Origin of the sequence: Aliihoeflea aestuarii (assembly GCF_024105665.1) — a bacterium.
GTDB lineage: Bacteria > Pseudomonadota > Alphaproteobacteria > Rhizobiales > Rhizobiaceae > Aliihoeflea > Aliihoeflea aestuarii.
Genome location: NZ_JAAAMK010000014.1, coordinates 17,709 through 38,179 on the forward strand (window position 1 = coordinate 17,709; position 20,471 = coordinate 38,179).

Annotated in this window: 18 protein-coding genes and 1 pseudogene; 15 read left to right on the forward strand and 4 right to left on the reverse strand. The window is 61.4% G+C overall.

Annotation, left to right across the window (positions count from 1 at the left end):
- Positions 1-162: 162 nt before the first annotated feature.
- Together GTW25_RS19055 and GTW25_RS19060 are read right to left on the reverse strand one after the other, a co-directional pair.
- Positions 163-1,428 carry an McrC family protein gene (locus GTW25_RS19055; protein ID WP_252913875.1) on the reverse strand — a complete coding sequence of 422 codons (1,266 nt, stop codon included), beginning with the start codon at positions 1,426-1,428 and terminating at the stop codon, positions 163-165.
- Entirely contained in the window at positions 1,428-3,338 is a 1,911-nt protein-coding gene (locus GTW25_RS19060; protein ID WP_252913876.1) for an McrB family protein, read from the reverse strand. Before GTW25_RS19060 ends, GTW25_RS19055 begins: the two co-directional genes overlap by 1 nt.
- A 194-nt stretch (positions 3,339-3,532) precedes the next feature.
- Between GTW25_RS19060 and GTW25_RS19065 the strand changes: the two genes are divergently transcribed.
- From GTW25_RS19065 to GTW25_RS19125, 13 genes are all read left to right on the forward strand, one after another.
- Positions 3,533-4,501: an ArdC family protein gene (locus tag GTW25_RS19065; protein ID WP_252913877.1), complete on the forward strand. Its 969-nt coding sequence runs from the start codon at positions 3,533-3,535 to the stop codon at positions 4,499-4,501.
- Positions 4,498-4,893, forward strand: coding sequence for a DUF2958 domain-containing protein (locus GTW25_RS19070; RefSeq protein WP_252913878.1), 396 nt, complete (start codon positions 4,498-4,500; stop codon positions 4,891-4,893). The genes GTW25_RS19065 and GTW25_RS19070 overlap by 4 nt, the downstream gene beginning before the upstream one ends.
- 124 nt (positions 4,894-5,017) lie before the next feature.
- Entirely contained in the window at positions 5,018-7,156 is a 2,139-nt protein-coding gene (locus GTW25_RS19075) for a Spo0J and enkurin domain-containing protein (RefSeq protein WP_252913879.1), read from the forward strand.
- A gap of 303 nt (positions 7,157-7,459) precedes the next feature.
- Positions 7,460-8,095, forward strand: coding sequence for a type B chloramphenicol O-acetyltransferase (gene catB / locus GTW25_RS19080; protein ID WP_252913916.1), 636 nt, complete (start codon positions 7,460-7,462; stop codon positions 8,093-8,095).
- A 443-nt stretch (positions 8,096-8,538) separates the two neighbouring features.
- Positions 8,539-8,703, forward strand: a complete 165-nt coding sequence (locus GTW25_RS19085) for a hypothetical protein (protein WP_013368625.1) — start codon at positions 8,539-8,541, stop codon at positions 8,701-8,703.
- A 196-nt stretch (positions 8,704-8,899) separates the two neighbouring features.
- Positions 8,900-9,448 (forward strand): hypothetical protein, encoded by a 549-nt coding sequence (locus tag GTW25_RS19090; RefSeq protein ID WP_252913880.1) that lies wholly within the window; start codon positions 8,900-8,902, stop codon positions 9,446-9,448.
- Between the two features lie 64 nt (positions 9,449-9,512).
- Positions 9,513-9,929: a hypothetical protein gene (locus tag GTW25_RS19095; RefSeq protein ID WP_252913881.1), complete on the forward strand. Its 417-nt coding sequence runs from the start codon at positions 9,513-9,515 to the stop codon at positions 9,927-9,929.
- The gene (locus tag GTW25_RS19100) at positions 9,922-10,566 is read left to right on the forward strand and encodes a DUF8835 domain-containing pootine (protein ID WP_252913882.1); all 645 of its coding nucleotides are present in this window, start codon (positions 9,922-9,924) and stop codon (positions 10,564-10,566) included. The genes GTW25_RS19095 and GTW25_RS19100 overlap by 8 nt, the downstream gene beginning before the upstream one ends.
- 158 nt (positions 10,567-10,724) lie before the next feature.
- Complete coding sequence (locus tag GTW25_RS19105) at positions 10,725-15,059, forward strand: strawberry notch family protein (RefSeq protein WP_252913883.1); 4,335 nt, start codon at positions 10,725-10,727, stop codon at positions 15,057-15,059.
- On the forward strand, positions 15,059-16,096 hold the full coding sequence (locus GTW25_RS19110) for a DUF7146 domain-containing protein (protein WP_252913884.1): 1,038 nt from the start codon (positions 15,059-15,061) through the stop codon (positions 16,094-16,096). The genes GTW25_RS19105 and GTW25_RS19110 overlap by 1 nt, the downstream gene beginning before the upstream one ends.
- Before the next feature lie 306 nt (positions 16,097-16,402).
- Positions 16,403-17,329, forward strand: coding sequence for a DUF2493 domain-containing protein (locus tag GTW25_RS19115; protein WP_252913885.1), 927 nt, complete (start codon positions 16,403-16,405; stop codon positions 17,327-17,329).
- A gap of 150 nt (positions 17,330-17,479) precedes the next feature.
- Positions 17,480-17,920 carry a hypothetical protein gene (locus GTW25_RS19120; protein WP_252913886.1) on the forward strand — a complete coding sequence of 147 codons (441 nt, stop codon included), beginning with the start codon at positions 17,480-17,482 and terminating at the stop codon, positions 17,918-17,920.
- Positions 17,921-18,486: 566 nt separating this feature from the next.
- Positions 18,487-18,813 (forward strand): DUF736 domain-containing protein, encoded by a 327-nt coding sequence (locus GTW25_RS19125; RefSeq protein ID WP_252913887.1) that lies wholly within the window; start codon positions 18,487-18,489, stop codon positions 18,811-18,813.
- Between the two features lie 78 nt (positions 18,814-18,891).
- Here the strand turns inward: GTW25_RS19125 and GTW25_RS19130 are convergent.
- Positions 18,892-19,063, reverse strand: a pseudogene (locus tag GTW25_RS19130) (type II toxin-antitoxin system VapC family toxin); the annotation flags it as partial.
- Positions 19,064-19,321: 258 nt separating this feature from the next.
- Here GTW25_RS19130 and GTW25_RS19135 point away from each other — a divergent pair.
- Positions 19,322-19,537 (forward strand): transcriptional regulator domain-containing protein, encoded by a 216-nt coding sequence (locus GTW25_RS19135; RefSeq protein ID WP_140903580.1) that lies wholly within the window; start codon positions 19,322-19,324, stop codon positions 19,535-19,537.
- Positions 19,485-20,117 carry a DUF2285 domain-containing protein gene (locus tag GTW25_RS19140; RefSeq protein WP_264665756.1) on the forward strand — a complete coding sequence of 211 codons (633 nt, stop codon included), beginning with the start codon at positions 19,485-19,487 and terminating at the stop codon, positions 20,115-20,117. The genes GTW25_RS19135 and GTW25_RS19140 overlap by 53 nt, the downstream gene beginning before the upstream one ends.
- 7 nt (positions 20,118-20,124) lie before the next feature.
- On the opposite strand, the gene GTW25_RS19145 is transcribed toward GTW25_RS19140, so the two are convergent.
- The gene (locus GTW25_RS19145) at positions 20,125-20,415 is read right to left on the reverse strand and encodes a DNA -binding domain-containing protein (protein ID WP_252913917.1); all 291 of its coding nucleotides are present in this window, start codon (positions 20,413-20,415) and stop codon (positions 20,125-20,127) included.
- Between the last annotated feature and the right edge of the window lie 56 nt (positions 20,416-20,471).

Below are 20,471 nucleotides of genomic sequence, written 5' to 3' on the forward strand. Positions count from 1 at the left end.
TTAAAAAATATACAAGCTATCCGGATGTTATTCCAACGGGTACTGTTTGTTGATTTGACTGAAAATCACCACCTAGATTTGTGTTCATAAGGAAATCTGAACTTAAAACGGATCGTATTATCCGAATTCGCGGCATCGAATGTTCGTCAAAAACGCCGCCTTTCATGTTTTGCGTAATGGAACATGGTGTTCTGCATGATTAACTATGTCTTGCGCGATGTCCTTCCAATTGTGGGTTTGTTTCGCGAGCGCCAAATCGACTTGCCAGATATCTACTCTAAGGTTGGTCGCGGTGTAGCGCCATGTTGTTGGGGCCAATTTCTGTTTGATCGCAGGATAGAAAAGTATGACGCGGCTTGCATTGTAGGCCGCCCCATAGGACGCGAGTTGGTATAGGTCGGCTTGGCTCACATTTGACGTAGAGCCTGAATGTTCTCCGAGATCCTTCCATTTCGTATCAATGACCAACGGGCCATCAGAGGTGTCAATTACGAGGTCCGGGATCAGAGGGTAGGCGCCATGCTGCAACAGGGTGTGCTGTCGGCGCTGGACTGACACTGATCCTGGCGGAAGAACCCGTTGCAGCCAGCGGGCAACATACCGTTCAAACAGCAGGTTCATCGGAAAGAGCAACGAAATGCCCGTGCCGTGTCCGGAACTCGTGTTTTGCCACTCTGCTTCCAGCAGCATACGCGCAAGCATATGCGCCTGACGAAAGCGCTCATTCATCCGGTTCCAGACGATGCGCTCCCTCAGTGGGGCGGGGCTGGCGGGGATGTCGGTAAAGCGCCCTGTCAGGTTAGCGATCCGGCGACGCAGAGGCTCGGAGCGCACAAAGGAGATGATGCGCAACAAGCTGGCCCTAAACAGCCGGTTGAGCGGTGTGTTCTCGGAAAACTCGTCAAACCGGCAATGCAGACGGGAAGGATCAACCGAGCGGCGAACGATCTGCTGCCTCACATCGAGCACCCCCCGCAGTTTAGGCAAAACATCCTCCTCAGGCACATAGTCGCGCGTCAGACCGGATTTCGCCTGTTCCGCAAGGCGGGTGACAAACAGATTTATAAAGGCTTCGAGGAGGTCGCTCTCCTGTGCGCCCATCTGCGCGATCTGCCCTTCTGAAAGCGGAATGTCGAAGGCGACCGCAATCATCCGCACAAGGGTTGCTCGCAATTCACCGTCCTCGTCGGTGAGCTTGGGCAGGATTTCCAAACTTATCCCTGGAACGGAAATAATGCCGCAAACCTGCTTGGTTTCCAGCTTCCGAAAGCCGCGCGACAGTACGCCGTTCTCAGCCACGCCGAGCCTGCGGGCAGCCGTGATAGCGGCAAGATGCAGTTGCTCGGCTTGTCCTTCGCTGATTCCGTCGGGGCCAATGGGCAGAGCGGACCATTCCGGCAGAGAGTAATGGCTTTTCTGTTTGGGCATTATTCCTGTCCCAGAAGAGCCATATAAGCTGCTTCAGGGTATGCTCCTTCTTCCCGAAAGATATCGGAATAGCGATACCGATCTTCAGCAAATCCCTCAGCCCCCTTGGGAACCGGAATAGGGGTTCGATTCAGAAAGCCGTCGCCGCCACCCAGAACAATACGAACCCGTTCTATGTCGTCATGGAAATACTCACGCAGCAGCGGGATGACTTTAAATGCCATGACGCGATCGAGGTCGGCTTTCGTGTTGACGCCCATAAACCAGGCGTGGCCGATCTGGGCATCCTCTCCCAAGAAATAGACAATACGCAGATTGAGGTTGTCCAGAATGGCTGCAAGATCGAGCGCACTATCGTCGAGTTCGATGCCTGAAAGTTCTGCAGAATCGGGTGGCAGTTCCTCAAACACGAAACGCCGACGCAGTGCTGTATCCAGCAGCGAGATGGATCTGTCTGCCGTGTTCATCGTGCCAAGGATGTACAGATTGGCCGGAAGAGAGAACGAGGTCTTGGAATAAGGAAGTGTGACGGTGATCGCCGCAGGCGCTCCTTGTCTCTTGTCTGCCTCCAGAAGCGTGATGAGTTCGCCCAGAACCTTCGAGATGTTGGCGCGATTGATCTCGTCAATGATGAGGACATGGTTGCCGGCCTGCTTCGAAGCCCGCTCTGCCATCACTTTCAGAACGCCTCCTTCCGGTTCGAGCGTGAAGCCTGCCCCCGATGCCATCGGCTTGGGTCGCAGTCCCTCGACGAAATCTTCGTAGGTATAGCTTTGGTGAAAGGTGACGAAACCGATGCGCCCGTCCTTTACCAGTTGCTCATAGGACGCGCGCACTGCACCCGGATCGGACGCCGCCTGGCCTAGACATATCTCGACGGCGCGTTGTGCGGTGCTGAATGTCTTGCCCGTACCCGGAGCGCCGTAGAAGATCGTATTCAGTTCAAAACCGGATGGAGCTGGCACGATGGCCTCTTCATCCAGTTTATCTGTCGAATGCGCCTTCTTTTCTTTCGGCTTCTGCCAGACAGGCCTGAAGTCACCCTCGTAGAAATCGACGTGTGAACCATGTTTGGCTTCAAGGCTCTTGCGCAAAGTCAGAAGTGCGTCATCGAGCTTGGCTATGCTCATAGCACCGACATCGGTTGCGGTTGTGGCCCCGAAGCCAGCCAGAATATCCCGTTTATGCTGGCCGGCGCTGATGCGCTCGAAGCTGTCAGGAAAAAGCAGGAAGGGCAGGATATGGCGCAACTGGCGATTTTCGCCGTTCACCTGTATCTCGAACCAACTGGCAAATGCGCCGCCGTCCCCGAGCAGGCGTCGACGTTCATCAACAGGCCTGGATTTGAGATCCTGCATGGCGGTAATCAACAGAACGAGCTCGCGCCATTTATTGTTGTTATATCCTTGGCCAGCCCGGCCGACACCGTAAAGAACCTGTTCGGTCAGGGCCGCCACGTCTTGCGGCAAATCCTGGCCTGACCAGGACCAAACCTCGCGGACTTTCCGATCCTTGGTCGCGGGAGAGACATCGCGGCGCTGGAAGGCATAAAGTAGCCAGATCAGCTCGGCCATCAGGCAGTGCGCTTCAGCGGTTGCGTCAGACAGCTGGACTTTCAGCTTTTCGAAGAACTTGCCTTCGCCCTCATCGAGGTTCTGCACGTAGGTACGCTGCAACTCCGCAAAGTGTTCAGCTGTCCAGAGTGAGCGTCCAGGTGAAAGCAGGGAACCATCGCCGATCAGGCAATCAGTGCGAAGACGATCCATCGTCTCGTAAAGGGGAGAAAGATCAGCATCTGGGTTATAACGGGCCACGAAAATTCCTCGGAAATACTTATATAACCATTGCGGCATGCAATATTCGTCTTCCGACTGGCGCGAGTCGGTCCAGCTTGCATAAGAAACCAGCAAAGCTCTTTTTGTCCAGTATACAGAGGCATTTGGGGAAAAGCCTTCCCCCTGGTCGGCACTGGCGTTGCCGACGCACCCCCATCAACGGGGAGACCCCGCAACGCCCCCTTCAGAGTGAGAGTGCGGACGGGTTTTCCGTGACGGGTTGAGGGCTGGGAGAGAGGCTTCCGGCGCCCGTCGCGGAGATTATCCCGATGGCCAGACATGATCGCAGCCCCGCTGAAGGTGGCGCGCGCAGCAACCTTTACGACGACATCACCAACAAGATCATCGCCGAGCTGGAGCAAGGGCGTCTGCCCTGGATCCAGCCTTGGGGTGCGTCGCCCGATACTGCCCCGCTCGGCCTGCCGAGAAATGCTTCAACCGGCCGGTCCTATTCCGGCATCAATATTCTCATCCTCTGGGGCGCTGTCATCCAGCACGGCTTTCCCGGTCAGGCGTGGTTGACTTTCCGCCAGGCGCTTTCGCTTGGCGGCAATGTCAGGAAGGGCGAGCGTGGCACGACCGTTGTATATGCCGACCGTTTCACGCCCGAGGACGAAAAGTGTCGTGCCCGCGAGACGGGTGAGGATGCGCACGCCATACCGTTCCTGAAGCGGTTCACGGTCTTTAACGCCGCGCAGTGCGATGGCCTGCCCGACGACATCACGGCAGTCGCGCCGCCACCGCCGCCGGGCCTGATCGAACCGCGGGTCGAGGCGCTGATCCGGGCCACCGGCATCGACTTCCGCATCGGTGGCAATCGCGCCTTCTATATGCCGTCGCTCGACTATGTGCAGGTGCCGCCTCCGCAAGCCTATTTCGAGACGATCAACTGGCACAGGACGGCGCTCCACGAGCTGGGGCACGCCAGCGGCCATCGCAGCCGTCTCAACCGCGATCTGACCGGCTCGTTCGGTTCGAAAAAATACGCGTTCGAGGAAATGATTGCCGAGCAAACCGCGGCTTTCAGCTGCGCGGCGCTCGGGATCGTGCCGACCGTGCGCCATGCCGATTACATTGGGTCGTGGTTGGAGGTCATGCGCGAGGACTCCCGCGCCATTGTCCGCGCGGCCTCGCAGGCCAGCAAGGCGGCAGACTGGCTGCTGTCGCATTTGCCGGCCGAGGACACCGTGGAGCCGGATGCCAGCGTAACCGAAACCGACCGGAGGGCTGCGGCATGATCCTCCTGACCGACACACAGCTCGACCGCCTTCTGGCCAATGGGCACCAGCGCGATCAGGATCACATCCCGGTCGTGAAGTTCTTCAACCCCCTCGGTGAAGGCGTCTGGCTCGCTACCGAGCTGGATGAGGATGGCGACATCATGTTCGGCCTGGCGGATCTCGGCCATCCCGAACTGGGTTCGTGGAGCCTTGGCGAGATGCAGTCAGTCCGGCTGCCCTTCGGCATGGGCATCGAGCGCGATCTACTGTTCACCAGGGATTTCCCGATCTCGGTATGGGCCGAGGCCGCCCGCGAAACTGGCAGCATCGGCGCCGCTGAACGTCTGCTCTACCGCGTCGGCCCGAGCTTTTCCCGTACATCCGCCGCTACAGAAAACCGGAGTGCCTGATTTCCGGGTTTCAGGTTTTGCGGCTGGCGTCGCTCTCTTCAGAGGAAGAGGGCGGCGCTTCGCTTCGTGACGGGCTTATAGCCGGAGAGAGAGGCTCACCGGCGTCCGTCATGGAGTAACTGACATGGCCACTGCCGTTCAGAAGATCACCCTGTCGTCCTCGCGCGACATTCCCTTCAACAAGCTGGTGCTCAGCCAGTCCAACGTCCGGCGCGTCAAGGCCGGGATCTCGGTCGAGGAACTGGCCGAGTCCATCGCCCGTCGCGGCCTGATCCAGTCCCTGCATGTCCGCCCGGTGGTGGATGCCGAGGGCAAGGAAACCGGCATGTTCGAGGTGCCCGCCGGCGGTCGCCGTTTCCGGGCGCTGGAGCTGCTGGTCAAGCAAAAGCGCCTCGCCAAAATCGCGCCGGTCCCGTGCGTGGTGTCGGAGGCCAGCGCCGATGTGCTGATCGATGAGGTTTCGCTCGCTGAAAACATCGAGCGCGCCCCGTTGCATCCGCTCGACCAGTTCCGCGCCTTCCAGGCCATGCGCGAAAAGGGCATGACCGAGGAAACAATCGCTGCCGCCTTCTTCGTGGACTCCAAGGTGGTGAAACAGCGCCTGCGTCTGGTTTCTGTCTCACCGGCATTGCTCGATGTCTATGCCGAGGACGGCATGACGCTGGAACAGCTCATGGCCTTCAGTGTCAGTTCTGACCATGCGCGTCAGGAGCAGGTCTGGGAGGCGATCAAGGATGGCTGGCAGAAAGAACCCTACCATATCCGCCGCCTACTGACCGAAACCACGGTCCGCGCCGCCGACAAGCGGGCGGTGTTTGTCGGAATTGCCGCCTATGAGGAGGCAGGCGGATGCGTGCTGCGCGATCTCTTCCAGCAGGACGATGGCGGCTGGCTGCAAGATCCGGTGTTGCTCGACCGGCTGGTCGGCGAAAAGCTGAAGGCCGAGGCCGAAGCCATCGCCGCCGAGGGCTGGAAGTGGATCGAGGTCGCCATCACCTTTCCCTATGGTCACGACCATGGCCTTCGCCAGATTGTCGGCACCACGGTCGATCTGAGCGAAGAGGAACGAGCTACCCGCGAGGCATTGCGCGACGAATATGAGCGGCTTGAAGCGGAATATGGTGAGGCCGACGAACTGCCGGACGAGATCGACGCCCGCCTCGGTGAGATCGAACAGGCGCTGGAAACCTTCGAGCGCCGCCCGATGACTTTCGAGCCGGACCAGATCGGCATGGCAGGTGTCTTCATCAGCATCGACGCCGATGGCGCCCTGATGGTCGAACGCGGTTATGTTCGCGCCGAGGACGAAACGCCTGCGGAACCGGAGGCTGAGATCGTTGACCCGGAAACCGGCGAAGTGATCCAGCGGGCAGAACCGGAGGCAAGCCGCATGCGTGCGGTTATCACGCTGGGCGGCCAGCCGGTCGAAACTGAGGAGGAAGACGAGGCCGACACCATCAAGCCGCTGCCTGATCGCCTGGTCAGCGAACTGACCGCGCATCGCACGCTGGCGCTGCGGGATGCGGTGGCCACGAACCCGCAGGTCGCCATGACGGCACTGCTCCACCGGCTGGTCATGGATTGCTTCATGCCGCATTCCGGCAAGGGTTGCCTCGAAGCACAGGTCCGGGAGGTTCATCTGCCCGCACAGGCGGAGGATCTGCGCGACAGCGCCTCGGCCAAGGCCATCGCTGACCGGCACGAACGCTGGGGCGACCATGTTCCGGCAGACGATGCCGCCCTCTGGGATTGGCTGACCGATCTGGACGATGGTTCGCGCATGGATTTGCTCGCCCATTGCGTCAGCTATGGTGTCAACGCGCTCTACGAGAAGCCCAACCCCTATAGCGGCACGGGCGTCAGCCAGCACGGGCTGGACATCCGCCTGTTGCAGGCTGACCGGCTGGCCCGTTCGACCGGCCTCGACATGGTGGCCGTGGGTTGGCTGCCGACCGTTGGCAATTATCTCGGTCGCGTGACCAAGCCGCGTATCCTTGAAGCCGTGCGCGAAGGGGCTGGAGACCGGGCTGCCGATCTGATCGGGCACCTCAAGAAGGGTGACATGGCCAAGGAAGCCGAACGCCTGCTGGCCGAATCCGGCTGGCTGCCTGAGCCGCTGCGCCTGGTGGACGAAGGCATCGACGTCGAACCGGCATCAGGCGCTGCGGCGGAAGTCGACGATCTGCCCGGTTTCCTTTCCGGCGATGGCGAGGACGACCCGGCCGACGACGAGGAAGAACAGCATATGGTCGCTGCTGAATAGCACTCATGCGGGGCGGCTTCGGTCGCCCCGTTTATCACCCTCCGTTTCCGCAACTCGCCCGGTCCTTGTGATTGGGCTTTTTTTGGGGGGGTATGCGGGCCATTTCTGCCGCTGATCAGGCTTGCGTTTGGGGGCTGAATACCTATCTCTGTAAACAGTTGTACATAGCAAGAGACGCAATGAAGTCAGCAGACCGAACCATCTGAATAACGCCCCATGCCAAAGCTCGGGGCAGTCGCGCGCCGCAATCTGCGGTCGCGCTTTTTTTGCATGCTTGAACAAAAGATTATTCAGAGGTTCCAGATGAAAAACTACTTCGAGAGCCCATTCCGGGGCATCACCCTCGACAAGCAGGTCACCAATCCAAACATCGTGGTCGGACGCTATAGCTACTACTCCGGCTATTATCACGGCCATAGCTTCGACGACTGCGCTCGCTACCTCTTGCCGGACGAAGGTGTTGACCGCCTACTGATCGGCAGCTTCTGCTCTATCGGATCAGGAGCGGCGTTCATCATGGCTGGCAACCAAGGCCATAGAAATGACTGGATCAGCACGTTTCCGTTCTACTGGATGTCTGAGATCCCGGCCTTCGAAGGGGCCGAGAACGGCTTTAGCCCGTCCGGTGATACGGTCGTCGGAAACGATGTCTGGATCGGGTCAGAAGCAATCGTATTGCCGGGGGTCAAGATTGGTGATGGAGCCGTGATAGGCACGCGCGCAGTGGTGGCGCGAGATGTTGAGCCTTACACTATCGTCGCCGGAAACCCTGCAAAGGAAATCCGAAAGCGTTTTAGCCAACACGACATTGATATTCTGTTGGAGTTGCGATGGTGGGAATGGCCTGATGACCACTTGCACATCGCAATGCCCATCCTGACTAGCGGCGATATTGAATCGCTACACCGATATTATAGAGCCTATCTCCGCACCCTGTAGACCCGAGCACCCGCCAAACAGCCTTCGGCGGGTGCCCACCATTGACCGCTTTGGGCTGCTTTTGTCGATCCACTGATACAGATCCAGCTTCACCATAAACCCGGTCATCCCTGCCATGGAAAAGCGGTAGCCATCTCTGGCCTGAACGGAGCACGATACTGATGCCAGCATGGTGGCAAGGCTGGCGCGGCAGAGCATCTGCGAGGGGTATCCGGCATCCTGTCAGATGCGAAGCACCACCCCCGCTTCCATTCGCAAACCTTGGTCCGATCCGTCTCTTTGACATTCAACCCGTGAAGGGTCGGCTTGACGCTTCGCGTGCCGCCCTCGGGGATTCGGAAAAAGTCCGAACGCCCTCGGGTGATTGCAGATCCGGTCAGACACTTCGGGCGCCTGTCGCGCGGGGGATGGTCCCCCGCCTCCAAAGACAGGAGCCGGAACCCATGTCCTATGCAGATGCCACCGCCTTCGCCGCCAGCCTCGCCACCACGCTGATGGTTTCAATCGTTGTGTTCCAGGCCGGAGACGGCACCCACGCCGCTTGCCCCGCCGCCGAATTCGACGGCGACGAGGACATGGTGAAGCTGGAGCTGGACCCGTGGGAGTAAGGCGCGAAAGCGCCTCATCCCCGACGGCCCGAGCGCGGAGACCCGCGCTTCGGGCCTTCAGCCTTGCGATGCTTGGCCATCGCCGGCAGCGGAACCGGGAACAAGCCCGGTCAGAGAGGAAGAGTGCGGGCCGTTCGGCCGTGACGGGTTGAGGGTCGGAGAGAGGCTTTCCGGCGCCCGTCATGGAGTAATCCCGATGACCTTTGCCCGTTCCGAAACCTTCCGTTCCATCGGTCAAATTCTGGCGGCCGATGTTCTGCCGGCGCTTTATCGAGCGCAAAAGCTGCCCCTGCGCATCTCGTGCCTCGGCGTGGCCAGCTATGACGCCAGTGACGCGGCGAACAGCTTCGACCGCATGATCCCGCTTGGGGAATGCCCGTCACCGGAAGAGGCCATCCAGGCCGCAGCATTGCGCGTGGCGCGCGGTGATATTTGCACGGGGCCGGACAGCTTCCCGTACTATCAGCCCCGCATCATGCTCATTCAGGACCGTGATCAGCGCCTGGTCCTCGCCGGAGAAATCCGCGCTGGCATTATCCTCTGGCAACAGCCGGTCGCATCCGATGCCGAGGCACGCAGGATCGTGACTGAGGCCAGTCGGTTGCGCGGTATGGCATTCCGGGCCTCAGACCCCGTTGATGCGAGACGGCTGCGTTACCGCGCCGCTGCGCTTGAGGCACGGTTGGTTGATCCCTTCTGGCGCGATGCTGCGGCTGATCTGCTCCACCTGCCTCAGGCCGCGTGACCGTTACCCATCCCCGTCATTTCGCCCGGTGCCATGCCGGGCTTTCTTGTTTCAGGAGGCTGATATGGCCGATTACCACACCCACTTTTCCTGCCTGCTCGACGTTGGGACACATGAGAATGCCGTCCGTGCCGTCGATCTCTATAAAGCCTTGCCGGACGGAAGCAGCGCCGAACATGAACCCGCCAACAGCTTCCTGCTCTCGATCCAGCCTGAGCATGACGGTACGCAGCTCTGGATACGCGACGATGACACCGGCGACCCCGAACATGTCATCCGGTTCGTCATACACTGCGCGGCCACCCTCGGCCTGACTGGATTATGGGGACTGCAATGGGCAAACAGTTGCTCTCGACCCCGCCTGGATGGGTTCGGCGGCGGCGCGCATGTCCTCGATCTCGCAACCGGCGAGACGGTGGACTGGATCGACACCAATGGCCGGCTTTCCTCGGTTCGCGAAGGGAGAGATCCCTATGCCTGAGATCATCGAAACCACCGTCTATCGCTTGGGCGAATTGTCCGATGCGGCGAAGGACAAGGCCCGCGCCTGGTATCGTGAGGGCGGCTTCGACTATGACTGGTACGATGCCGTCTATGAGGATTTCCAGCGCATCGCCGAAATCCTCGGGCTGAACCTCAAGACCCGCACCGTCCGGTTGATGGGCGGCGGCACACGGCAGGAACCCTGCATCTGGTTCCGGGGCTTTTCTTCGCAGGGGGACGGTGCCTGCTTTGAATCCTGGTATTCCTACCGCAAACATGCGCCGCGCCTGATCCGGGAATACGCCCCACAGAACACCGAACTGCACCGCATCGCCGACGCCCTTCAGGCGATCCAGCGCCGCAACTTCTATCAGCTTCGCGCCGAGGCCAGCCATCGCGGCCATTATTATCACGAATACTGCATGGCGATCTCGGTCGAGCGAGACAGCCCGACCTGGCAGGACATGACCGCCGATGCCGAGGAGACGATCATCGAGGCGCTGCGCGATCTGGCTCGATGGCTCTACCGCCAGCTTGAACGCGAATATGACTATCTATCCTCGGACGAGGCGGTCGATGAAACCATCGCCGCCAATGAATACACCTTCACCGAAGCCGGTCGCCGCTTCGGATGATCCTGAGATGACACTGACAAGCGCCCCGCCGTCCGGTCGGGGCGCTTTTTTCATGCTGCGCTTTGAGAGTCAGAGGCTGGCCGGAAGGGGTCAGGTCCGGGTGGTCGAGAGAGAGCGCAGTCCGGGCTTGTCCTTCCCGCTCTCCTGAGGTTCCCGACATGAACATGGTTTCCCCCGTGGCCGATCCGGTCACGCCGCTGGCGGCTGCGCCCGCCATCCTGGCTGCGGCCAATCTTCTGCTCCCCCATCTCGAACGCGGCCAGCGCATCGATGCCGCCACCTTGCGCGGCGCGATGGAAACGGCCTTCGGAGCGTCCGACGCTACTGGCGCCTGGGACTGGAAGCTGGCCTATGAGGCGTGCGAAGTCGCCACCGTCCTCTTCCTGCGCAAATACGGAAAAGCACTTTTCCGTAAAGCCTCTTCTCCGGCTGCACGGATTTCCGTGCTGGCAAAGATCGCGGGGTTGTTGCCCACGCAGACCCGGCGCTCCGAGGAAAGCCAGAACTTCCAGCAGTTTTCGACGCCGATCCCGCTCGGACTTGCCGCTCTGACGGCCGCCGCGATCATGCCTGATGACAGGGTTCTGGAACCCTCGGCTGGCACCGGCCTTCTGGCGATCCTAGCGCAGACCATAGGCGGTGCGCTGATCCTCAACGAACTCGCTGATACCCGAGCCGATTTACTGTCCTCGCTCTTTCCGGCCTTCGCCGTCACCCGGTTCGACGCCGCCCAGATCGACGATCATCTGGCCGCAGATGCCGTCCCGTCCGTGGTGCTGATGAACCCGCCATTCTCGGTCATGGCCAATGTCAGCGGACGTGTCGCAGATGCGGCCTACCGCCATGTTGCCTCGGCGCTGGCCCGTCTTGCTCCGGGCGGTCGGCTGGTGACGATCACCGGCGCTGGCTTTGGCCCCGAAGCTCCGGCCTGGCGGGAGGCTTTCATCCGCTTGCAGGCGCGTGGCCGTGTGGTGTTCACCGCCGCCGTCGATGGTGCGGTCTATGCAAAGCACGGCACCACGATCGACACGCGGCTCACCGTGATCGACAAACTGCCCGCCGAAGATCCGGCCAGCTTCCCGGCCTCGCCGGGAATTGCACCCGATGTTGCCACGCTGATCGAATGGATCGAGGCGCTGGTCCCGCAGCGTTTGCCTGTCTCATTGCCAAAGATCGCTGTGCCCGCTCCGACCGCCGCGCCGAAAACCGTGCGGGGCTATCTGGCCCGCGCGACAGCACTGCGGCCTGCCGCTGCTCCCGCCCACGATCCCGATGGCGTCGAACTTGCCTATGAGATCGTGGACTGGACGCCACCGGACGGCGCTCGCCTGTCCGATGCGATCTATGAGGAATATGCGCTGCAATCGCTGCGCATTGCTGGCGCGCGGCCGCATCCGACCAAGCTGGTGCAATCCGCCGCCATGGCCTCGGTCGCACCGCCCAAACCGTCCTACCGGCCGATGCTGCCCGCCGACATCTGCGCGCGTCTGTCGGACGCCCAGCTTGAAACGGTGATCTATGCCGGGGAAGCCCATGCCGATCATCTCGCCGGCGCATGGACCGTGGATGAGCATTTCGACACTGTGAGCGCCGCGCCCGAGGATGCTGCCGGATCGATCCGCTTCCGCCGCGGCTTCATGCTTGGTGACGGAACCGGCGCTGGCAAGGGCCGCCAGTCCGCCGCCATCATTCTCGACAACTGGCTGCGCGGACGCCGCAAGGCGATCTGGATTTCCAAATCCGACAAGCTGATCGAGGACGCGCAGCGCGACTGGTCGGCGCTGGGCATGGAACGGTTGCTTGTCACGCCTCTGTCACGCTTTCCGCAGGCCGCAAAGATCACGCTGTCGGAAGGCATCCTTTTTACCACCTATGCCACGCTACGCTCCGACGACCGGGGCGAGAAGGTTTCCCGCGTCAAGCAGATCGTCGAATGGTTGGGGTCCGATTTCGATGGAGCCATTATATTCGACGAGAGCCATTCCATGCAGAATGCCGGTGGCGGAAAAGGCGAACGCGGCGATGTCGCCGCCTCGCAGCAGGGACGTGCGGGCCTGCGGCTCCAGCACGCGCTGCCCGATGCCCGCGTGGTTTATGTCTCGGCAACCGGGGCCACCACAGTACACAACCTTGCTTATGCACAGCGCCTCGGTCTCTGGGGCGGTGAGGATTTTCCGTTCCAGACCCGTGCCGAGTTCGTCGAGGCGATCGAAGCCGGTGGCGTGGCGGCCATGGAAGTGCTGGCCCGCGATCTGCGATCTCTCGGCCTCTATACCGCCCGCTCGCTTTCCTATGATGGCGTCGAATATGAACTGATCGAGCATCAGCTCACGGACGAACAGCGGCACATCTACGACTCATATGCTGCCGCCTTCGCCGTCATTCACGGGAATCTGGATGCGGCGATGGAAGCCGCCAACATCACCGGCAGCCCAGACTCTGGGGGAGCGACGCTGAACCGGCAGGCCAAATCCGCCGCCCGTTCGGCCTTTGAAAGCACCAAGCAGCGCTTCTTCGGCCATCTGCTGACCTCCATGAAAACCCCGACCCTGATCCGGTCCATCGAGGCCGATCTGGAAGCGGGCCATGCCGCCGTCATCCAGATCGTCTCGACCGGCGAAGCCCTTATGGAACGGCGGCTGTCCGAGATCCCGACCGAGGAATGGAACGATATTTCCGTCGATGTCACGCCGAGGGAGTATGTCGGCTCGTATTTGCAGCATTCCTTCCCGGTGCAGCTCTATGAGCCGTTTACCGATGGCGAGGGCAACCTGTCGTCACGCCCCGTCTTCCGTGATGGTCAGCCGGTGGAATGCCGCGAAGCCGTGGCCCGGCGCGACGAGATGCTGGAGCAACTCGGTTCGCTTCCACCTGTCCCCGGTGCGCTCGACCAGATCGTGCAGCGCTTCGGCACGGATATGGTGGCCGAGGTCACAGGCCGTTCGCGCCGGATCGTGCGCAAGGGTGACGGGGCATCGGCACGTCTTGCGGTCGAGAACCGTGCGCCTTCTGCCAATCTTGCCGAGACCTCGGCCTTCATGGATGACCAGAAGCGCATCCTCGTGTTCTCGGATGCCGGTGGCACGGGGCGCAGCTATCACGCCGAACTCTCGGCGAAAAACCAGCGGCTGCGCGTGCATTACCTGCTGGAGCCGGGCTGGAAGGCAGATGCCGCCATTCAGGGGCTGGGCCGCACCAACCGGACCAATCAGGCGCAGCCGCCGCTGTTCCGGCCCATCGCCACGGATGTCAAAGCCGAGAAGCGCTTCCTCTCGACCATCGCCCGCCGCCTCGACACGCTGGGCGCGATCACGCGCGGCCAGCGCCAGACCGGCGGTCAGGGGCTGTTCCGCCCCGAGGACAATCTGGAATCCGCCTATGCCCGCGATGCGTTGCGCCAGCTCTATCTGCTGATCGTGCGCGGCAAGGTCGAGGGTTGCTTTCTCGAACGGTTTGAATCCGCCACCGGGCTGAAGCTGATGGACAGCAATGGTGTGAAGGACGAACTGCCGCCGATCACCACCTTCCTCAACCGCCTGCTGGCGCTGACCATCGAGTTGCAGGGCATCCTGTTCTCGGCCTTCGAGCAGCTTCTGCAGGCGCGGCTCGACGGGGCCATTGCATCCGGCACCTATGACATGGGGCTGGAAACGCTGAAGGCTGAAAGCTTCATCGTCACGGACCGTCAGGTGATCCACACCCATCCGGGCACAGGCGCGGAAACCCGGCTCCTGACGCTTACAGAGCGCAAGCGCAATCAGCCGGTCACGCTCGATGCAGCCCTGGCGGAACTGGATGATCCCCGCGCAAGATTGCTCATCAACGAGCGATCCGGTCGTGCCGCCGTTCAGATCCCGACCACCAGCGTCATGCTGGATGATGGCGAGATCGAACGGCGCGTGCGGCTGATCCGGCCCATGGAGGCGATGAACATTCCGGTTCGGGCGATGGGCGAAACCCACTGGATCGAGGCCGATCGTTCCGCCTTCACCGTGGCCTGGAAGGCGGAACTGGCCGAGGTGCCGGAGTTCACCGACAGCATCCTGCATATGGTGACAGGTTTGCTTCTGCCAATCTGGAAACGCCTGCCGCAGGACTCCTCCCGCGTCTATCGGCTCCAGACCGACGAGGGCGAACGCATCATCGGTCGCCGGGTATCGCCGGCATGGGCTACCAATGCCTCGACCAGTGGCGTCACCAGCAACCTGACACCGGATGCCGCCTATGCCGCGCTGATCGAAGGTCGCACGATCCTTGATCTAGCCGAAGGGCTGCAACTGCGCCGCGTCCGGGTCATGGGCGCCAGCCGGATCGAACTGACCGGCTTTACTGACGCAATGCGCGACCGGCTGCGGGCCTATGGCCTCTTCAGCGAGATCATCTCGTGGAAACTGCGCTTCTTCGTGCCCGTCGATGCAACGGGACCGGAGATCACAGGCAAACTGCTCGACCGCTTCCCGGTTGAACGCATCGGTGAGCGGGAGGCCGCATAATGGCGCGTCTCAACGCTTCCGAACTGGCGCAGCGTCTCGGCCGACAGGCCGAGGCGGTGTGCCGTCACTATTTGTCGAATGGTCGCAAACAGGGCAATTACTGGCAGGTTGGCGATGTCAGAAACACGGCTGGCCGCTCGATGTTCGTCCGGCTGCACGACAGCGTGAAAGGCATTGCCGGTAAATGGCAGGACTCGGCCACGGGGGAATATGGCGATCTACTGGACGTGATCCGCGACTCGCTCGGTCTGATCGACTTCGCAGACGTTACCGAAGAAGCCCGGCGCTTCCTCAGCCTGCCGCATCCTGAACCGCAGCCGCCATCCCGTCCGTCCCGAACGCCAGCACCATCGGGATCATCCGAGGCCGCACGCCGCCTCTGGCGCATGACGCAGCCGCTGATCGGCAGTACCGCAGAAGCGTATTTACGCGGACGCGGCATTACGGATTTACGCCACACCGCAAATCTGCGCTTCCATCCCAATTGCTACTGGCGGCCTGAGGACGATGGCCCGGCCGAAACATGGCCCGCCATGATCGCCGCCGTCACCGACCTCGATGGCAGGATCACCGGCGCACACCGCACATGGCTGACCCCGGACGGTTCCGGCAAGGCAGCTGTCGATCCGCCGAGGAAGGCAATGGGCGACCTGCTCGGACATGCGGCTCGTTTCGGTGATGCGCAGGAGGTCATGGCAGCAGGGGAAGGTATCGAAACCATCCTGTCGCTGCGTCAGGCTCTACCCACCATGCCGATGGTTTCCGCACTCTCGGCCGGACACCTCGCGGCCATCCTGTTCCCACCGCACCTGCGCAGGCTCTATATCGTCCGTGATAACGATCCGGCAGGTGACAGCGCCCGTGATAGCCTGGTGGACCGGGCGCACGAGGCCGGAATCGAGGCTATCACGCTCTCGCCCATGATGGGGGACTTCAACGAAGATCTCGCAACTTACGGGCTGGATGCCGTTCGGGCAGAGATCCGGGTGCAAATCGCTCCCGAGGACGTCAGCCGCTTCATGGCTCCAACAGCATAGCCGGTACGGGGCCGTGATCGGGGCGTTCCGATCCTGTCATGCGCATAGGCTGCATCCTGTCATCAGCAGAGGACCGCGCCTTGGCCTTCCGAGAGGGCGATCGGCCCACAAACGCTCCGGTCAGGCAATGGCGGCGCCCGACTGATTTCCGTCGGCGGCGGAGCCGCCTTTACAGCGCGAAACAAATCAGCCGGGCTTTGCCATCAAGGCCCTCGCCAGAGGCTCGCGCTGCCAGACCGGAGCGCCCGTGGGCTTGTCTCGCCATGAAGGCCGCGACGGTCGCGGTCCAACTGACGGAAGCATCCCATGTACGCGCACGACGATTTCGAACCCGATCACAGCACGTCCCCGACCGGCCACGCCATCGAAGAACTTGAACTCTACGGCTACCGCCCTTCCGAAGACGAGGCCGATCCCCGGATCACGCCCGAAGATCACGCCATCCAGGGCGCAGTCTCCGACATCTTCGACGCCCTGATTTCCACCATGGCCGACACCAGCCTCGATTTCGACCTCGACGAGATCATGTGGTCCACCGTCAACACCTTCCACCGCGCTGTCGAGCGGATCGAGACCAAACTCGACGATAACGAGCAGGCACAGAAGCGCCTTCAGCGTGAACAGGATGGCAGCGAGGTCAAATCCGTCCAGCTTGAAACCCTGATCGGCGCGGGCCAAAGCCTGATCGAGCGCCGCGACAGCATGGAAACCTTCCGCGATACCGCCGCCGACATCTATCTGCGCACCACCGGAACGCCCTGGTCGCAACGCTCCGGCTCACGGGTCAACCATCGCCAGATGACCTCGGCTATGATCGACAGCCGCGACTTCATCGCCGCAAAACGCCGGGCCGACAACGAGGTGCTGCTGCCCGCCGGACCAAAGATCGCCTTCTCGGGCGGTGACACCACCGATCACCGGACGATCTGGGCCAAGCTCGATCAGGTCCACGCCAAGCACCCGGACATGGTGCTGATGCATGGCGGATCGCCCAAGGGCGCGGAACGCATCGCCGCCACCTGGGCCAATAACCGCAAGGTCGCACAGGTCGCCTTCAAACCCGACTGGGCAAAACATGCCAAGGCAGCCCCCTTCAAGCGCAACGACCAGATGCTCGGCATCATGCCAATCGGGGTCATCATCTTCCCCGGTACGGGCATTCAGGACAACCTGGCCGACAAGGCCCGCAAGATGGGCATCCCGGTTTATCGCTTCGGGACCGGCAGCGCGTGAGCGCTGCCTTTCCACCTCATCATGAGCATGACGATAGCGTCCGCCGTCATTCCATGTCGCTCAGACAGGCATACTCATGCTATATGTCGCAGTGCGCCGTGGTGGTGGTGGAAGGCGCGACCGTCCAACTTTTTGCACGGAGACACCACCATGATCGTTCTCGGAATCCTCGTTTCCATCGCGGCTATAGGCACGATGTGCTGGCTTCTGTTCAATCTCGCCGTTTTTGCTCTGCCGTTCTTTATCGGTCTGAATGCAGGCACCTGGGCCTATGGCACGGGGGCTGGCTGGTTCGGCGGCATCGTTGTCGGTCTTCTCGCCGCCGGTTTGACACTGGCCGTCGGTCAGGGCCTGCTCATGCTGGTCCGCCCGGTCTGGGCGCGTTTGCTGATAGCGCTGGCCTTCGTCGCTCCGGCGGGTATGGCCGGGTTCTATGCCACGCTTGGCATCGTCAAGCATATGATGCCGTCTGATACATGGCAGCTCATCTTCTCGGTGGTCGGAGCGGTGGCGGTGGGCGTGACGGCGTTCCTGCGCGTTGCGGGCATGGCGGCAACCGACCAGGCGAACGACGGCTTTGCACGCACCTGAACCACAATGATCCGTTGATGGCGACCAGAAGCAGTGCGGATTATCTTCCATCTTCGTCAGAAAAATGGTGGCAGACAGCGACCAGGTATCGGATCAACTTGAGGCACAGACGCGGCCCATAGGAGCGCAAAACGGTCAGCGCCAACGTTGTGGGCTAACCAGAACCCGGTTGGGGGCAATGCCGGTAGAACAGGCCCGAAAAAGAGATGCGCATGGCCTGAGACGCAGGGCGACAAGCAAGGCCGGTGTTACCCGTCTGGTCATCATGATGGGCCTCAAGATTGCCACGTCTCCGTTCAGCCCCCGTGTCTCGACCGCTCCAAACGGCCTCTTCAATGGCCTGATCTGGCCGAAGAACAGCGCGATGCGCTTCGACCGCTTTAGCGCAACAGCGTCGTCACAACTTTCTTCCCCTGACGGCAGAGCCGCCATTCCGCGCGGAACAAGAAAGTTTCTCCTGTGCTGTCCAGCCCCCAAAGGGGGTGCGCCAGCGTTCGTCTCCGGCCGGTCGATCGCCATAGAGGCCGCAATGGTGCGGGCTCGGAAACGGAAAACGGAGACTTAAAATGGCAACCATCGGCACCTTCAAGAAGACCGGCTCGAACGACTTCACCGGCGAAATCGTCACCCTCAGCGTCCAGGCTACGGGCGTGCGCATCGTTCCCGACCTGCGCGCCACCGGCGAGAACGCCCCCAGCCACCGGGTCCTGGTCGGCCGCGCCGAAATCGGCGCCGCCTGGTCCAAGCGCTCCAACGAGGGCCGCGACTATCTGGGCCTCAAGCTGGACGATCCGAGCTTCAACGCCCCGATCTACGCCAACCTCTTCGATGACGAAGAAGGCGAAACCTTCTCCCTCATCTGGTCCCGCCCCAACGGTCGCCGCGGCGACTGAGGCGCGGAACAAAGGCCCCGACCGGAAGGTCGGGCCTTTGTCATACCCGCAGGAAAGCCGTCACGCCCACCGCAACCGCTACACCCGGTTCTCCACCCGCACGCCGGGCATGCGGACGAATTCCTTTTACCACGATCAGCCACTCGCTGCGGGCGTGTGCGCCGATCTGCATGTCGTGCGGCCCGCAAGGCGTGCCCGCACGCTCCAACTCGGCGCGGACCTGCGCAAAATGGGCGGCCGCCTTGTTGCCCTGCGGGCCGCGCTCTCGTCTGCGCCGGAACCGCGTAATCGCGCGTTTCCGCCATTCGGCTTCGATCACTGACACGGGAATGTCGTCAGGGTATCTCCCATGTGATGCGCAACAGTGCTAACGAGAGATTATTTAATGGATTGATCGGGTTAGGCGATCCACTTATCGCGTTAGATACGCTACCGCAAAACCATTCAATACCGCAGCCTTTTCAGGTCGGACGTGGCCTTGTGCCCTTCGGCTTTGGGAGGACGCGCCATGCAGAGCATAGATTGGCGTACTCCGGCGGCCTATAAACGCATTAAAGACCTTCCGCCCGCCGGTTTCGCCTGGGAATATCTTCGTCGCAACGAAGACTATCGCCGTGACGTCGAGAGACTCACGCAGAGGAGAGAACCCGCGGGAGAAGAGGTTAACGCCTTTGCTTCCCGCTGGGGGGTGCGATTTCGCACACGACCCCGACGCGCAGCCTGACGGCGCACCGCCTTTCTGGTCACCGCATTTCAATCCGCAGGCCATTATTCTGTCTCCGGTCGAGCAGAACGATCCGGATGGCGGGCGGCTTGTCGCTCTCGCACATCTCGATGGCCTGATCCTGCGCCGCGCACCGGATGGCTGGCACGCAATCTGGCGTGTCGGTGGGATGGAGCATCAATTCTGGCTGCCACAGGGCGCAATCGATGCAGCAGCTTTCTATGCTGCAATCCTGCCCATGGACGAGTTCATGGAATTACGCGCCCACGCGGCCCGCCGCCTCTGGAGGTGCCTGACAGGCCGCTCTCCGGGGCCGGATATTCGCGCCATGCCAGCGCAGCTTCGGCAATGGCACCTTCTGTCGCTGCGGGCGCTGGACGCACGGCTGCACGGCGAAAGCTATCGCGCCGTTGCCGAAGTCCTGCTCGGCTTCCGTGGCGACAAGGAAGATTTCGAGACTGATCCGCGCAAGAACAAGGCACGTCGTCTTGTTGCCCACGGCATCAGGATGATGCGCGGAGGCTATCGGCTGCTTTTGCATTATCCAGTCAAGCCGATTCCACGATCAAAAGGCGACTGAGGCAATCTCACCGATTCCTGTTTGCCGCAGCCTGTTCCAGTATTTGCCTGTAACCTTCCCGCGACAGCCATTGAGCGCGTTCCAGATGGCTCTGCCAGCATCGCCGGGTGCGCATCTCATCTGATGCCGGATCGCGGTGCAGAACAATTCGCGCCACTTCCTTCCAGTCGGCTTCCTCGGACTTGGCGTCCAGAAGGCGCAGATAGGTCACAAAGTGCTGCTCGTCATAGGCGGTGATGACATGGCCGGATGGAGCCAGATCATCCACATGGGGGTCAAGTGCGACGGGCGCTTTCACGGTCATTCCCCTTCTTTCAGAAGAGTTTCTGCGGTTCGCCCCCGCAATAAAACTCT